The organism is uncultured Corynebacterium sp. (genome assembly GCF_902782855.1).
In the GTDB taxonomy this organism is placed as follows: Bacteria; Actinomycetota; Actinomycetes; order Mycobacteriales; family Mycobacteriaceae; genus Corynebacterium.
Window position 1 is genome coordinate 1 of record NZ_CACZOO010000192.1, and the last position, 14,717, is coordinate 14,717.

The window sequence follows — 14,717 nt, forward strand, 5'->3', positions numbered from 1 at the left end:
GATGATCCCCCGGAAACTCCTCAACAGCCTGAACAATGTCGCCATCGTCGTCGAGGACCACAACGAGGAAGACCCCACCCTCCTCGGGCTGTACCACGGCGTCGCCCTCACCGAGCGGTCCATCGAGTGGCCGACCTACCTGCCGGACAAGATCAGCATCTACAAGGGCGCCCTGTGCGACTGGTGCCACACCCACGATGAACTGGCCGAACAGGTCGCCATCACCGTCGTCCACGAGATCGGCCACCACTTCGGCATCGACGACGACCGCCTCCATGAACTCGGCTGGGGTTGAGAAGCCAACAGGAAGTTAGCCCGTACCATCCGGCACCGCACCGCCCTACCCCACCCGCGGCGGCTCCCCGTGTCCGCCCCACTCGGTGACCTTCCAACCAGCGGAAACGACATCGGTCAGCGTCTCCCCGACTGTCTCCCCCACCATCCCCGCGGCCACGTCCGCCTCCGGCACCCACGCCGCCGTGTGCAGCATCGGGGCGTCCACCGTCGGCAGCGTCGGCAGGGTGGCGGACGACAGCGGCGTCCCCCAACCCAGCTCCGGTACCTCCAGCTCCACCCGCGAGGTGTTCGGCAGCAGCGAGCGCACCGCCCACTCCGGGTCGACCCGCCCGAGGAACCCGGCCACCAGCCGGATCACCGCCCCGTGGCTCACCACCGCCAGGTCGGACCCCGTCGCCTGCGCGACCGCCAGCTGCGGCAGCAGCGTGTCGAGGTACCGGCTGACCACCTCACGCCCGGTCAGCGCCCCGGGCATCGTCAGGTCCAGCGACCCGCCCAGCCACCGCCCGAAGTACCGGTGGTAGTGGTACTGCGCTTCGTCATCGCTGCGCATCTCGTACTCACCGGCCGGGATCTCCGAGATCCCCGGCAGCGCGTCCGGCGCAGGCAGGACCAGCCCCGCCCCGGCCGCGCCCTCGACGATGCCCCGCGCGGTCTGCCGCGCCCGCAGCGCCTGGGAGGACGCGAGGATCAGCGTGTCCGCCACCTCATACTCACCGGCGATCCGTTCACCGGCGGCGTAGGCCTGTGACCGGCCCAGTTCCGTCAGCGCCGCCCCGGGCAGGCTCGTGTCGAGGGAGTGGGTGACATTCGAGGTCGTCTGCCCGTGACGGATCAGCAGCAGCCGGCTCATGCGTACGGCTCCCCCTTCGTCCGCGCCTCGATCCACGCCCGCGACTCCGTGTGGTCCGGCGGCATCGACCCGGCCTGCCCGTTCACCCCGCCGACCCAACCCTCCTGCGGCCAGGACCCCAGGTAGCGGAACCGCTCACAGTAGCGGTACATCCCCGCCAGCGCCTCCGCCACCGCCGGATCATCGATGTGCCCGGCGACCTCGACGTGGAAGTTGTAGGTGCCGGCCTTCTCCCGGGTGGGCCGCGACTCGATCCGCGACATGTCCACCCGGCGCGTCGCCAGCTCCATCAGGGCCATCACCAGCGACGCCGGCTCATTCGGCACCCGCAGCACCATGGCGGTGCGGTCGTTGCCGGTGCGCGCCGGCGGGGTCTGCGGCCGGGTGACGAGTACGAAGCGCGTGCGGGCGTCCGGCACGTCGGCCACACCCCCGACCAGCTCCACCAGGTCGTTGAGTACCCCGGCACGGGCTGGTGCGAGGGCGGCGTCCACCTCCCCGGCGGCGACCGCGGCGGCACCGGCACCGTTGGAGGACGCCGCGACGAACGTGGCGTCCGGCAGTGTGGTCCTGCGCCAGTCGGAGGTCTGGTTGTACGCCACCGGATGGCAGGTCAGGGTGTGGATGTCCGCCAACGTGGTGCCGGGGCGGACGAGGAGGGAGAAGGCGACCGGCACGTCATGCTCCCGCATGATCTGCAGTTCCGTGCCGACGGTGAGGGCGTCGAAGGTCTGGGTCACCGGGCCGTCCACACTGGATTCCAGGGCGACGCAGGCGACGTCCGCGGCCCCGGAGCGGACCATGTCCAGGGCGGTCGCCGGAGAGGTGACGGTGACGTGGTCGGCGTCGGCGGGGAGGTGCCCGGCGACGGTGAAGTCGAGAACTGCCTGTTCGGTGAAGGTGCCCCGAGGTCCGAGGAAAGCGACGGTGGTCATGGTCCTCAACCTACCTGGCCGGGACGACGGGGGACGGCCGGGGACAGACGAGGATGCAACGCTACGCTGGACCACCATGGGAACGCCCGGATCACCGACCACCACCGCCGCGCGACTGCGAGCCGTCACCGAGGAGACCGGGCTGAGCGCCGCTGAACTGGGGGTGGCGCGGATGTACCCCGCGCCGCACACCACCGGCTGCGTGGAGACCACCGGCGCACTGCAGGGCGTGGAGGTGCTGGTCAAGGACCTGCAGCGGGTCGCCGGGGAAATCACCGGGTTCGGCAGTCCCGCCCACGAATCCGTCTCCGACGAGCACGACGCCACAGTACGCAGCCTGCTCGCCACCGGCGCGTCACTGGTCGGCGCCTCGGTCACCGCCGAGTACGGGGCGACGGTCTACACCGAGCCCGCACTGGTCGGCGGGGGTCCGGGGCCGGTGAACCCGGTCGATGCGCGGATGACCACGGGCGGCTCCTCCTCGGGGGCGGCGGTCGCGGTCGCCCGCGGGATCGTGGACGTCGCCCACGCCAATGACGGCGGCGGGTCGATCCGGGTGCCGGCGGCGGCGGTGGGTCTGCCCGGGCTCAAACCGGCGCACCGGGTCTTCGGCGACGTCTCCGGCGACGGAGCCGCGTCCCGTGCGCTGCCGAATCCGGCGGCGCAGGGGTTCATCGCCCGGGACCTGGCGCTGACGGCGCGGGCCTATGATGTGCGTCCGTCGACGGCACTGGCGCAGTCCCCGGGGCTGAGGCTGGGTATGTCGACCGTGCCCTTCCACGGGGATCCCGGACAGGTGGGTCCCACGGCGGTGGACCCGCGGATCGCCGCGGCCACCACCGTCGGTGCCGCACTGCTGGTCACCCACCCGAAGGTCAGTGGGGTTGTTCCGGTGTCTGCGCCCTATCCTGTCGAACGGTTCGCGGTCTTCTCCCGCATCATGGCCGCCCGGTGCGCGGGCCTGCCCGACCCGCTGGGCCCGATGCCCGGCTGGCTGAAGGCGCAGGGCCGGGCGTTGGCGGCGTCCGACATCGAGGACGCCGCGGCGTCCCTGCGCGTCCTGCCCGGCGACATCGAGCGCGCCTGGCCGGAGGTGGACGTGGTCGTCACGCCGACGCTGGCCTGCGCACCTCCGCCGGTCGGGGCGTTCTCCGCGTTGTCGGTGGCCGGGTCGCACCGGCTGGATTTCCTCGCGCAGACCGCGTGGACGCCGTGGGCGACCCTGTGGAACCTCACCGGCTGGACCGCACTGTCGGTGCCGCTGGTCGACCCGGCCCCCGGGCGGTGGCCGGTCTCCGTGCACCTGGGCGCGGTGGGTGACCGGGCGGACGCCGCGACACTGCTCGCCCTCGGCGCCCATCTTCAGGACGCAGTGGCGCGGATGATCGGTGCCGGTGACGCTGACGTGTCCGGGTTCGCACTGTCCGAGCCCGGGGACATCGAGTCGCTGCGGTACCGGCCGGTCGTGGCGGGGCAGTCACTGTCGCACGCGCACGGTCACGCGCACGGTGAGGGGCACGGCCATGGCCACTGACCGGGGCCGCGTCCGCCGGTGGTTGTCCGCACCCTCCCCGGTGCAGCCGGAGGTGGTGACCGCGGACGCCGACCGCCGTGCCCTCCGCTGGGAGATCACCCTGGTCCTGGCAGTCACCTTCGGCACCTCAGGGGTGCGGGCGGCGCTGCGACTGCTCGAGTCAGCGACAACGCCGACGAAGCTCAACGAGCAGACCACCACCCTCAACGCGCAGAAGTCGACGCTGGCCTGGCTGGACCCCCTGTTCCAGCTCATCAGTTCCGGGGTGCTCGTCGCGTGGGGCGGGCTGGCGGTGTTCCTGCTGATCAGGCATGTTCCGTTGCGGTTGGCCGGGGTCACCCCGCCGCATCCCTCCCGGCGCGATGTATTGCCGGGCATCGGACTGGCCGCGCTGATCGGACTGCCGGGGCTGGTGTTCTATGTCGCGGCGGTGAAGCTGAACCTGTCGAAGCAGGTGATGGCCTCGGGGCTGGACTCCTCGGTCGGCGATGTGCTGCTGCTGGTCGTCAACGCCTGGGCGAACGGCTTCGCCGAGGAGATCATCGTGGTGGCGTGGCTGGTGTCCCGGCTGCGGCAGCTGCAGGTGCCGTGGGGGTGGGTCTTCGTCGCCTCGTCGGTGCTGCGCAGCAGCTACCACCTCTACCAGGGCTATTCCGCCGGGCTGGGGAACATCGTCATGGGGCTGGTGTTCGTGTTCTTCTTCTGGCGGACCGGGAAGGTGTGGCCGCTGGTCATCGCACACGGACTGATAGACACGGTCGCCTTCGTCGGCTACCAGCTGCTCGGCGAGGTGCCGGGGTTGTGACGGTATGTCCGCTGGCCGGTTCGGGCCTCGCGCCCGCGCCGTTCACCGCAGATACATCACAGCCCGTGCCACTTTCGGGACAGGAATCCGGCACGACGTGTGATGTATTCCAGGTGAATCAGTGGGTGCAGTGGATCCCGCCGCCCGAGGCGACAACGGGGAACAACTTCTCAGTCAGTGAGCAGTCCGTCGAACGGGCCGACCTTGGTGATCTCGCCGCCGCTACGGAACACGATCTGCAGGCCACCCTCCTCATCCCACTCGCACTCGGACTCCAACGAGACGTACCAGATCCCGTCCTCCTCCTCGACCGTCGGATTCTCGCCGAGGGTGACGTGGTCCCAGACCTCCTCAGGGGAACCGATCTCAGGGAACCAGTCCTCAAGGTCAGGCTCGTCGACGAGAGCGTCGGCGGTCTCGCGGTAGTAGGCGTAGATGGCCTCCGACGCGACGGCCAGCACGGACTGCGGTGCGTCCCGAAAGGCGGTGATGGTCTGTGTGACGGCGGTGACCTCGGCCGGGTCGGCGTCCTCCGGATCCCATTCGGGGAAGGTGAACTCGACCTCGGCGTCGAGGATGCCGACGCTCAGCGGCGGGGTGACCAGGCCGTCCTCATCCTCGTGGAGAGCGCCGATGCCGGGAAGTGTGGTGTCAGTCATGCTGTGCAGCGTACGCGTGTCCGCGGGCCAGCCGGGTTGACTGCCCCACGGTGGTCTGGTGGAGGAATACCACCTTGAGGCAGTCAACCTGACTCTTCGCGGGTGCGAAAGCTCAGGAGACCGTTCATCCCAGAGGCCTGGACCACGTGGGACCCGACCGGGGGTGCTGAACTACCTGTTTTTATAATACTTATCAGATGACTTCCTTCTCGGAATCGTCTGACGTACTCGTTCCAGTGCGTCGGTCCATGTGCTAACTTTGCGACGCTCAGCACTGCCTTCATGACTCTCACATTCTCAGCAACGCACTGGCCAGGGTGAGGATCGCCATGCAAACCACACCGAAGATACATCGAAGGCACGTGAGCCCTTCCGCATTGCTGACGCATCCAGGCAATAGTGCTGAGATCAACATCAGAATCAGCGTGGTCTGACCACAGGGGGTAGTCGCCGAGTCCGCCATTGCATCATGTGTTCAACCTCACTACATTGGTGAGCACTCTCTGACGGGAAAGAAAAGTAGTGAGTAACTGATCTCTCATCTAGTTCCAGGAGGAACAATGTTCAGTAAGAGATGTTCTCTCATCGCTCTCGCCATAGCACCGATGGTGTGCATCGGTTCCATGACGCCTGCGGCCATGGCCGACCCCTCCACCACATCGCCCTCAAGTACCGTAGCGCTGGAGGTTGCAAACTCCGACGACTTCAACTCCACTCCCGAGGAAATCGCTCAGATCCAGGGGGATGCCGCCGCCGATGCGACCGATATCCGTCAGTCCGTTGTCGGCGGTCGGATGCTGACCGAATACGACGTGGAGGGTGCCGATGGCCTCCGTGCCACCGTCGTCACCAATGAGCCCGACCCAGATGCCATCCAGCCGCGCATGCGCGCTGGCGTCGGCTGGGGACTCTACCTTTACCTCAACAAGAGCGAGCAGGAAGCACTGTTCACGGGTGGGGCCGCCGGAATAGCGGCAGCCGCCTGCGCATTGCCTGCACTCGGAGCCTTGAGTTGCGGAGCTATTGCAGCTGCACTGGGGGTAGCCGTTACATGGCTCAACAACAATGGGCTGTGTGACAATAAGCTGGAGATCCGCCTGCCCGTAACCCGTCTGAAGTGCGTGTAGCAATGCAGCATCTCACTCATTCAGAACGCCGCGGACTTACTGCCGGGTTGATCGTCACCCTGCTCCTCGCAGTCGGATCCGGATTCAGTTCTGCCAATCCCGCGACCGGCCTGCTGTGCGCCGCAGTCGGTGTCGTTGCCGTCGCTGTCGTCCTCGGAGTGATTGTCTGGTCACGCCGTCGTGGCGGCCCCAGGCACCTGGAGTGAGGCTGTCGATACATTCCCTGCCCCAACTCCCCGGGAGGTTGTTCACCACGAATACATCACATTCCGTGCCACTTTTGGGACCGAAATCCGGCACAGTGTGATATATCCGAGGCAAACGCGGAGATTGCCAGGCACAGGGTAGCCGACGCAGGGTCGGTCAAGCCCCGTCAGCGCTTCCGCTTCTTCTTCCGGCCCCGCGAGCCTTTCTTCGCCGCCTCGACGGCCGCCGCATTCGCCGTCCTGATCATCGGCACGAAACCACCGACCACCGCGAGATAGGGCACAAGCCCCAGGTAACCCGCCCAGTCCGCCTTCACGATCAGGCCGATGACCAGCGCGACCAGCCACACGCCAGCTGTCGCCGCGATGGTCTTCTTCGCGACCGGCAGCGCAGCCTCATGGCCGGCCGCCCAGGTCGCGTCGGTCTTCTTGATGGTCGGGGTGACCAGGCCGAAGCCACTGTCCCGTGACAGATGCCCCTGCGCCGCCGCCCGGACCATCGCGAAGACGATCCATGCCGCGACAACCGCCAGTACACCGGCCAGCAGGCCCAGGGTCTCATCACTCATGGACACCAGAGTATCGGCGTTCACCGAGACGACCGAACCGGGTCCATCTCATTCCCGGGGATGATCAGGTCGCCGACGCCCTTCGTTATGCTGTCCACCATGACCCAGCCTCCCCGACCGAACGACGGCAGCGACGACTACGCCCGGGACCACCTCGGGCGTGTCCTGCGCGACCGGTTCGGCAACCCGGTGCCCGGCCGCCCCCCGGCCCGCCACGGTGGCACCGGGACCGGCGGGGAGGCGGGACAGGCCCGGCCACGGGGACGCCACGAACGTCCCGGGGCACAGTCGCCCTCCGCCCCCTCGGACCACAGCACCCGCCTGTACGGGGACGCCGCCCCCGCCGCATCCCCGCGGGCCGGGGGTGACCGGCCCGCGCCACCGCAGTACCGGCGCGCCTCCCACCGGCAGTCGCCCCGGCAGGCACAGCAACCGGCCCGGCAGCCCTACCGGGACCAGTACCCGCCGCGTGATCCCGGCCGGCGGCCGGCGCAGCCGGTGCAGCACCCGGAGCGGCAGGCCCCGCCGCGGGCCCCACGCCCGAAACGGAGACGCCGCCGCCCGCGCATCAGGCGCATCCTCGGCGTCCTCCTGCTGGTCATCGTCGTTGTCGTCGGCGGCACCGCCTGGTGGGTCGATTCCAGCCTGAACCGGATCGACGCGCTGGCGAACTGGGACGGTCGCCCCGGTAACACCAGGGGATCGAACTGGCTGCTCGTCGGATCCGACTCCCGCGCCGGACTCTCCGAGGAGCAGGGCGCGGAGTACGCCGCCGGTGACCTCAGTGAGGGCGGCCAGCGCACCGACACGATCATCGTCGTCCACGTCCCCGCGTTCGGCGGCAAGCCGACGATGGTCTCCATCCCCCGTGACTCCTACGTGGAGGTCCCCGGCTACGGCATGGACAAGATCAACTCCGCCTTCTCCTACGGTGGTCCGCAGCTGCTGCAGCAGACGGTCGAACAGAACACGGGTATGCGCATCGACCACTACATGGAGCTCGGGTTCGCCGGCTTCGCCGGGATCGTGGACGCCGTCGGTGGCGTCACCCTGTGCCCGAAGGAACCCATCGACGACCCGATGGCCGGGCTCAACGTGCAGGCCGGCTGCCAGACCATGGACGGTCCGACCGCTCTGGGCTACGTGCGCACCCGCTACACCTCCGCCAACGGCGACCTCGACCGGGTGGAGCGCCAGCGGGAGTTCCTCACCGCGGTGATCAAGAAGGTGGGGTCCCTTTCGACGATGGTCAACCCGTTCCGGGCCCTCCCCCTGATCAGCAACCTGACGGACGCCGTCACCGTGGACGACGGTGACCATGTGTGGCACCTGGCGTCACTCGGCCTGGGTCTGGTCCGCGGCTCCGAGCAGCAGACCGTACCGGTCAGCGGTTTCGCCGACACGGACGCCGGCAGCGTCGTCCTGTGGGACGACGCTGCCGCGGAGGAACTGTTCTCGACGATGCGGTGAGCTGAGTGCTGAGCTGACTGCCGAGCTGACTAGAGCACCGCGAGGGCGGCGTCATAGTCAGGCTCGGTGGTGATCTCGGGGACGAGCTGGGAGTGCAGCACGGTGCCGTCGGTGTCGATGACGACGACAGCGCGGGCCAGCACACCGGCCAGCGGGGAATCCAGCAGACGCACGCCGTAGTCCTCACTGAAGGAGGAGCGGAACGCGGAGGTCGGGACCACGTTCCCGATGCCCTCGGCGGCGCAGAAGCGGCCCAGGGCGAAGGGGAGGTCCTTGGAGACCGACACCACGACCGTGTTGTCCAGGCCGGTGGCGCGCCTGTTGAACTCGCGCTCGGAGGTGGCGCAGACGCCGGTGTCGACCGACGGGAAGATGTTGAGCACCACACGCTTGCCGGCGAAGTCGCTCAGCGAGACATCGTTGAGGTCGGTGTCGACCGTGGTGAAGGCGGGGGCCTGGGTGTCGACGGCGGGCAGGTCGCCGACGGTGTGGGCGGGGGTTCCGGAGAATGCGGTATCAGCCATGCCCCCGTTTCTACACGGTCGCGTCGGATCGTGAGCCCAGTGGACCGCTGTTGTCCCGGTGGAGGTGCCGGGAGATGACCATCCGCTGGATCTGGTTGGTGCCTTCGAAGATCTGGGTGATCTTCGCCTCACGCATGTACCGCTCCACCGGGAAGTCGCGTGTGTAGCCCGCCCCGCCGAAGACCTGCACCGCGTCCGTGGTGACCTTCATGGCGTTGTCGGTGGCGACGAGCTTGGCGACCGACGCCTCCTCACTGAACGGCTCGCCGAGGTCTTTCAGCCTGGCGGCCGCGAGCGTCGTCGCCCGCGAGGACATCACCGCGGCCTCCATGTCCGCGAGCAGGAATGCGAGACCCTGGTGCTCGATGATTTTCCGTCCGAAGGCCTCCCGCTCCTGCGCATAGGCCACCGCCGCGTCCAGGGCCCCCTGCGCCAGACCTGTCGCACAGGCCGCGATGCCCAGTCGACCACTGTCCAGGGCTGCCAGGGCGATCTTCAGTCCCTGCCCCTCCTCACCGATCCGCTGATCGGCGGGGATGCGTACATCGTCGAAGTTCAGGGCGGCGGTCGGTGACCCTGTCAGCCCCATCTTCCGCTCCGGTGTCGCCGCCGAGAACCCCGGGGTGTCCGAGGGGACAAGGAAGCAGCTGATGCCCTTCCCGTCCCCGGGCTCTCCGCTGGTGCGTGCCATCACGGTGTAGAAGTCCGCGAAGCCGCCGTTGGTCACCCAGGCCTTGGTCCCGTTGAGCACGTAGTCGTCGCCCTCCCGCCGGGCCCGCATCGCCATGGCTGCGGGATCGGACCCGGCGTGGGCCTCCGACAGACTGTACGCACCGAGCTGTGCCCCGCCGAGCATCTCCGGCAGCCACCGCTGCTGCTGCTCCGGGGTGCCGAAGGTGGCGAGCGGGAAGCAGCTCAGGGTGTGGACCGACACCCCCACAGCCACCGACGCCCACACTGCGCCGATCTCCTCGAGTGTCTGCAGGTAGAGCTGCGACGGCATGCCCAGTCCACCGACCTGTTCGGGGTAGGACATCCCGAGCACGCCGACCTCGCCGAGCGTGCGGAAGGCCTCTCCGGGGAACTCCCCCGACGCCTCGACGTCCGCGACCTGTGGTGCCAGGCGGGTGGTGACGACGTCACGCACCGCCTCGATGACCGCGAGCTGCTCCTCGTCGTCCAGAATCCTTCGTGCCGGCATGGTGTCCTCCTGATGTTGTACCGGTGAGTCGCTCACCTGTTCTGTCCTCCCGTGGCGGGAGGACACGGGCTGCTGCCCCTGATGTCACTGTTCTTCCGGGTTCGTCCAGGTTCGTCCGGGTTCGTCCGGGACGCGGGGGACGGGGGCGTCGGGGGTGGCGCCCGGTCCGGTGACCATGCCGACCGGACCGGTCCCGGCGGTCCGGGGCAGCCCACGGGCCGGCGCCTGTCGAAGACGGCGACGGAGGCTGACGTGGTCATGAGGGTCGTCTCCCCGGTCACGGCTGCGGCGCCGATCTACTTCGGTTCCAGCCGAACGGCACCGTCGAGGCGGATGGTCTCACCGTTGAGCATCGTGTTCTCGATGATGTGTTTCGCCAGGGCGGCGTACTCCGCGGGTTTTCCCAGCCGGGACGGGTGCGGCGTCTTGTCGCCCAGCGAGTCCCGGACCTCCTGCGGGAAACCCGCCATCATCGGGGTCTCGAACAGTCCGGGGGCGATGGTGACGACCCTGATGAGGCTGCGGGCGAGTTCCCGGGCGGCGGGCAGGGTGTAGCCGACCACACCACCCTTGGAGGCGCCGTAGGCGATCTGCCCGATCTGCCCCTCGTAGGCGGCGACCGAGGCAGTGTTGACGATGACGCCACGCTCCCCATCCGATGGTGCGGTCCGCGCGATGGCCGCGGCAGCCTGGGAGGCGACGTTCACCGTTCCGCCGAGGTTGACCGAGACAACCCGCATGAACGTCTCGAGGTCCAGCGGGCCGTCCCGACCGACGAGTTTGCCGGGGGTCGCCACCCCGGCGCAGTTGACGACGATCCGGAGCGGCCCGTCGGCCGACGCGACGTCCACCGCGGCCCTCACGTCAGGGACGCTGGTGACGTCACCCGGGATGAAACGGGCCCGGCGGCCGATCTCGGCGGCGGTCCGCTCTCCGGGTGAGGAGGGCAGGTCGAGAAGGAAGACGTCGGCACCCGCAGCGGCGAGCATCTCGGCTGTGGCCCGGCCGAGGCCGGATGAACCGCCGGTGACGAGGGCGTGGGATCCTGCGATACGCATGTGAAGAGATGTCCTTACTGTCGTGTGGTGGTGTCTGCGGTGTGCACGGTGGTGAGCAGGTCCGCGTACCGGTCCCGGTATCCGGGACGCAGCACCCCCGAAAGTGCGAGTGCGAACTGGCCGGAGACGAAGTCGTTGAAGTCCATCCGGCCGGCGAAGTACCAGTGTTTGAAGGCCCAGGACTGGGCGGTGACGAGCAGGTCGTAAGAGAAGACGTGGCTGTCGATCCCGTGGAATATCCCCTGGCCGACGGCGTCCCTGGTGGCCTGCAGGAGCGGCTGCCCGGTCTGTACCTCCCGGGACATGATGAGTTTCTGGCTCTCACGGTCCAGCAGGTGGGTCTCACGGTAGGTCAGCAGGATGCCGTGCCGGTTGTCCCGGACGACCTGCGCATAGGCGGTGAAGGCTGCCGCCAGCTGACGGACGGGGTCGGCCACGGGATCGAGGGCCCGCAGGATCTCCTCCGCCATCTGGTCGAGCACCCCGATGATGACGGCCCGGACCAGAGCCTCCTTGTTCTCGTAGTAGCGGTAGATCAGCCCCACCGAGATTCCCGCCTCATCGGCGATGGCCTGCATCGACACCCGGTCGGAGCCGGAACGCCGCATCAGGGTGGCCGCGGCGTTCAGCAGTTGGCGGATCCGGGCGTCCTGCCGTGGACCCCGGCCCCCTTCTGCCACGGCCCGGGTGGGCGTGCGTCGCACCTCGACGGAGTCCGGTGTCGTCACCATGATTGCCCTCGCTGTCTGTACACGATGTCGTCCGGGAAACTTTCCCGGATGAATGAGGGTGAATGAATATTCATTCACTTGCTGATACAGTATCGGACAGGCGACAGTGTCGTCAATCACACAACTTGTAGATTGTGACTCCGGTCGCCCGCCACCACGGCCACCGTCACCACGGCCACCGTCACCACGGCGCACGGCACAGCCCTGTCGGCGGCGCCACCCACTTTCCCGAAGGAGCTCCCACCGTGACCACCTCCACCCCGACCACCACCCCACCGATGTCCGGCCTCGACGTCCCCCTGACCCCGCTCCGGTTCCTCGAGCGTGCCGCCCTGGTCCACCCCGACCGCATCGCCTGCATAGACGGACCCCGGCGCCTCACGTTCCGTGAGATGAAGGCGGACGCCGTCCTCATCGCCAGAGCACTGCGCCGCCGAGGAATCCGACGGGGCGACCGGATCGGTGTCCTCGGCACCAACAGTTACGAGGCACTCCTCCTGCAGTTCGCCGTGCCACTGGCCGGGGCCGTCCTCGTCGCGATCAACACCCGCCTCGCCCCCGCCGAGGTCCGCTACATCTGCGACCACGCCGGAATCCGGATCCTCTTCGGGGACCAGGACCTCATCCTCGCCTCCCGACGCACCCTCGACTCCGCAGAACTGGTGGAGACCTTCATCCTCGTCCACGACGAGGACGGCACCCAGCCCCGGCCGAAGCACCCGGACGCCGGAACAGTCACCACCGTCGACGAATTCCTCGCGGAGGGGGAACGCGACCCCGGCGCCACCGACGATGCCGACCTTCCGTTCACCGTCCCCGACGAAAACGACACCATCGCGATCAACTACACCTCGGGAACCACCGGCCGCCCCAAGGGCGTGGTCTACACCCACCGTGGGGCGTACCTGGCGTCCCTCGGCGTGGCGATGACCTACAACTACCGACGCGACAGCGTCTACCTGTGGACGCTACCGATGTTCCACGCCTCAGGCTGGTGCAGCGGATGGGCGGCGATGTCCACCTGCTCCACACAGATCGCCCTCCACGCTGTCCGCGGCCCCGAGATCTGGCACCTCATCGACACCGAGGGCGTGACCCACCTGTGCGGAGCGCCGGCGGTGCTGCAGACCATCGTCAACGCCGACGAGGCCCACCACGTCGACAACCTCTTCACCACCACCGCCGGCGCCCCGCCGAGCCCGACCCTCATCGCCGAATGCGAGGACCTCGGCATCGACGTCATCCATGTCTACGGCGCCACCGAGGTGTACGGCCCCACCACCGTGTGCGAACCACAACCGGAGTGGGACGAGCTGACCGTCGGCGAGCGTGCGAAGCTCAAGGCCCGTCAGGGACTCGCCATGCTCACCAGTGAGGATTCCCGGGTCGTCGAACCGCTTCCGAAGGGGACCGTCGGAGATGTCGAACTCATCGACGTCCCCGCCGACGCCAGGACCGTGGGAGAGGTCGTCATGCGCGGCAACATCGTCATGAAGGAGTACTTCCACAACCCCGACGCCACCGCCGAGGCCTTCGCCGGCGGGTGGTTCCACACCGGCGACCTGGCCGTCCTGCACCCCGACGGCTACCTGCAGATGGTGGACCGCGCCAAGGACATCGTCATCACCGGTGGCGAGAACGTCTCCACGATCGAGGTGGAACAGGCGGTCATCAGTCATCCGGCAGTGGCCGATGTCGCGGTCATCGGCGTGCCGGACGAGAAGTGGGGTGAGCGACTGCGCGCCTACGTCGTCCTCTCCCCCGGTGCGGTGGACGACGAGGACACCGAACACTCCGTCATCGACCACTGCCGCGGCCTGATCGCCGGCTACAAGATCCCCCGGGACTACGTCGTCCTCGACGAACTGCCACGGACCTCGACCGGAAAGGTGCGGAAGAACGTCATGCGTGACGAAGCCTGGGCCGAGCACGAGGCTGAGCACGGGCAACGGGTGAACTGACACCGGGCACCATCCTCCGTCCGCGCCGCACCCGCCCCGGGACGTCGCCGGCGGAGCCACCACCGACACAGAAGCGGAAGACAGGAACACCGTCCATGACTGAACAACCGTTGACCGGAATCCGGGTCGTGACCCTCGCACCGAACCTCCCCGGGCCCGCCGCCGCACAGCGCATGGTCCGCCTGGGGGCGTCCGTCGTCAAGATCGAACCCCCGGCAGGGGACCCGCTGGCGGAGTACTCACCCTCCTACCACCGGGCGCTCGCCGCGGGACAGGAGATCCGGGCCCTCGATCTCCGGGGAGAGGACGGACGCCGGGAACTCGACGGGCTCCTGGCGGACGCCGACCTGCTGATCACCTCGTCGCGCCCCCGTTCCCTGGCGAAACTGGGGCTCTCCTGGGACGATCTGCACGCCGCGCACCCCCACCTGTGCCAGGTGGCCGTGGTCGGGTATCCCGGGCGCGACGTCGACAGGGCCGGGCATGATCTCACGTACCAGGCCGAGGCGGGAACGCTGATCCCCCCGCAGTTGCCGAGCATCCCCGTGGCGGACCTGGCTGGCGCGGAGCGGGTCGTGGGGGATGCGGCGGCACTGCTGCTGCAGACGGCCCGGACCGGGACAGGCGGATACCGGGAGGTGTCGTTGGCCCAGGTGGTGGAGGACTTCTCGGCGTCAGTGAGGTACGGGCTCAGCGGTCCCGGCACGGTTCTGGGCGGGGCCTTCCCCGGCTACGGTCTCTACCGCGCAGCGGACGGCTGGTTGGCGCTGGCGACCCTCGAGCCGCA

15 protein-coding genes are annotated in these 14,717 nt (G+C 68.5%); 7 read left to right on the plus strand and 8 right to left on the minus strand.

Going from position 1 to position 14,717, the window contains the following annotated elements; all coding sequences use genetic code 11:
- Position 1 precedes the first annotated feature (1 nt).
- Positions 2-295, plus strand: coding sequence for a metallopeptidase family protein (locus QZV72_RS08345; RefSeq protein ID WP_297007235.1), 294 nt, complete (start codon positions 2-4; stop codon positions 293-295).
- A 45-nt stretch (positions 296-340) separates the two neighbouring features.
- Here QZV72_RS08345 and QZV72_RS08350 read toward each other — a convergent pair whose 3' ends face one another.
- Complete coding sequence (locus tag QZV72_RS08350; RefSeq protein WP_297007238.1) at positions 341-1,150, minus strand: histidine phosphatase family protein; 810 nt, start codon at positions 1,148-1,150, stop codon at positions 341-343.
- A complete protein-coding gene (pheA, locus tag QZV72_RS08355) occupies positions 1,147-2,085 on the minus strand; it encodes a prephenate dehydratase (RefSeq protein ID WP_297007241.1) in 939 nt (312 codons plus the stop codon). The genes QZV72_RS08350 and pheA overlap by 4 nt, the downstream gene beginning before the upstream one ends.
- Positions 2,086-2,161: 76 nt before the next feature.
- Here pheA and QZV72_RS08360 point away from each other — a divergent pair, with 76 nt between their 5' ends.
- Both QZV72_RS08360 and QZV72_RS08365 read left to right on the plus strand, forming a co-directional pair.
- Positions 2,162-3,619, plus strand: a complete 1,458-nt coding sequence (locus QZV72_RS08360; protein ID WP_297007244.1) for an amidase — start codon at positions 2,162-2,164, stop codon at positions 3,617-3,619.
- Entirely contained in the window at positions 3,609-4,424 is an 816-nt protein-coding gene (locus tag QZV72_RS08365) for a CPBP family intramembrane glutamic endopeptidase (protein WP_297007247.1), read from the plus strand. Before QZV72_RS08360 ends, QZV72_RS08365 begins: the two co-directional genes overlap by 11 nt.
- Before the next feature lie 170 nt (positions 4,425-4,594).
- Here QZV72_RS08365 and QZV72_RS08370 read toward each other — a convergent pair whose 3' ends face one another.
- Positions 4,595-5,083, minus strand: coding sequence for a DUF6985 domain-containing protein (locus QZV72_RS08370; protein WP_297007248.1), 489 nt, complete (start codon positions 5,081-5,083; stop codon positions 4,595-4,597).
- 560 nt (positions 5,084-5,643) lie between these two features.
- Between QZV72_RS08370 and QZV72_RS08375 the strand changes: the two genes are divergently transcribed.
- Positions 5,644-6,210, plus strand: coding sequence for a hypothetical protein (locus QZV72_RS08375; RefSeq protein ID WP_297007250.1), 567 nt, complete (start codon positions 5,644-5,646; stop codon positions 6,208-6,210).
- A 373-nt stretch (positions 6,211-6,583) separates the two neighbouring features.
- On the opposite strand, the gene QZV72_RS08380 is transcribed toward QZV72_RS08375, so the two are convergent.
- Positions 6,584-6,985 carry a hypothetical protein gene (locus tag QZV72_RS08380; RefSeq protein WP_297007253.1) on the minus strand — a complete coding sequence of 134 codons (402 nt, stop codon included), beginning with the start codon at positions 6,983-6,985 and terminating at the stop codon, positions 6,584-6,586.
- A 99-nt stretch (positions 6,986-7,084) separates the two neighbouring features.
- Between QZV72_RS08380 and QZV72_RS08385 the strand changes: the two genes are divergently transcribed.
- On the plus strand, positions 7,085-8,455 hold the full coding sequence (locus QZV72_RS08385; protein WP_297007255.1) for an LCP family protein: 1,371 nt from the start codon (positions 7,085-7,087) through the stop codon (positions 8,453-8,455).
- Between the two features lie 29 nt (positions 8,456-8,484).
- On the opposite strand, the gene tpx is transcribed toward QZV72_RS08385, so the two are convergent.
- The 4 genes from tpx to QZV72_RS08405 form a co-directional block, all read right to left on the minus strand.
- Positions 8,485-8,979 (minus strand): thiol peroxidase, encoded by a 495-nt coding sequence (gene tpx, locus QZV72_RS08390; RefSeq protein ID WP_297007257.1) that lies wholly within the window; start codon positions 8,977-8,979, stop codon positions 8,485-8,487.
- A gap of 10 nt (positions 8,980-8,989) precedes the next feature.
- Entirely contained in the window at positions 8,990-10,180 is a 1,191-nt protein-coding gene (locus QZV72_RS08395; RefSeq protein ID WP_297007259.1) for an acyl-CoA dehydrogenase family protein, read from the minus strand.
- Between the two features lie 296 nt (positions 10,181-10,476).
- Positions 10,477-11,238, minus strand: a complete 762-nt coding sequence (locus tag QZV72_RS08400; RefSeq protein WP_297007262.1) for an SDR family NAD(P)-dependent oxidoreductase — start codon at positions 11,236-11,238, stop codon at positions 10,477-10,479.
- Between the two features lie 14 nt (positions 11,239-11,252).
- A complete protein-coding gene (locus tag QZV72_RS08405; protein ID WP_297007264.1) occupies positions 11,253-11,969 on the minus strand; it encodes a TetR/AcrR family transcriptional regulator in 717 nt (238 codons plus the stop codon).
- A gap of 278 nt (positions 11,970-12,247) precedes the next feature.
- On the opposite strand from QZV72_RS08405, the gene QZV72_RS08410 reads away from it, so the two are divergent.
- Entirely contained in the window at positions 12,248-13,930 is a 1,683-nt protein-coding gene (locus tag QZV72_RS08410) for an AMP-binding protein (protein WP_297007270.1), read from the plus strand.
- 95 nt (positions 13,931-14,025) lie between these two features.
- The coding region (locus QZV72_RS08415; RefSeq protein ID WP_297007267.1) for a CoA transferase at positions 14,026-14,717 on the plus strand (692 nt) is incomplete at its 3' end.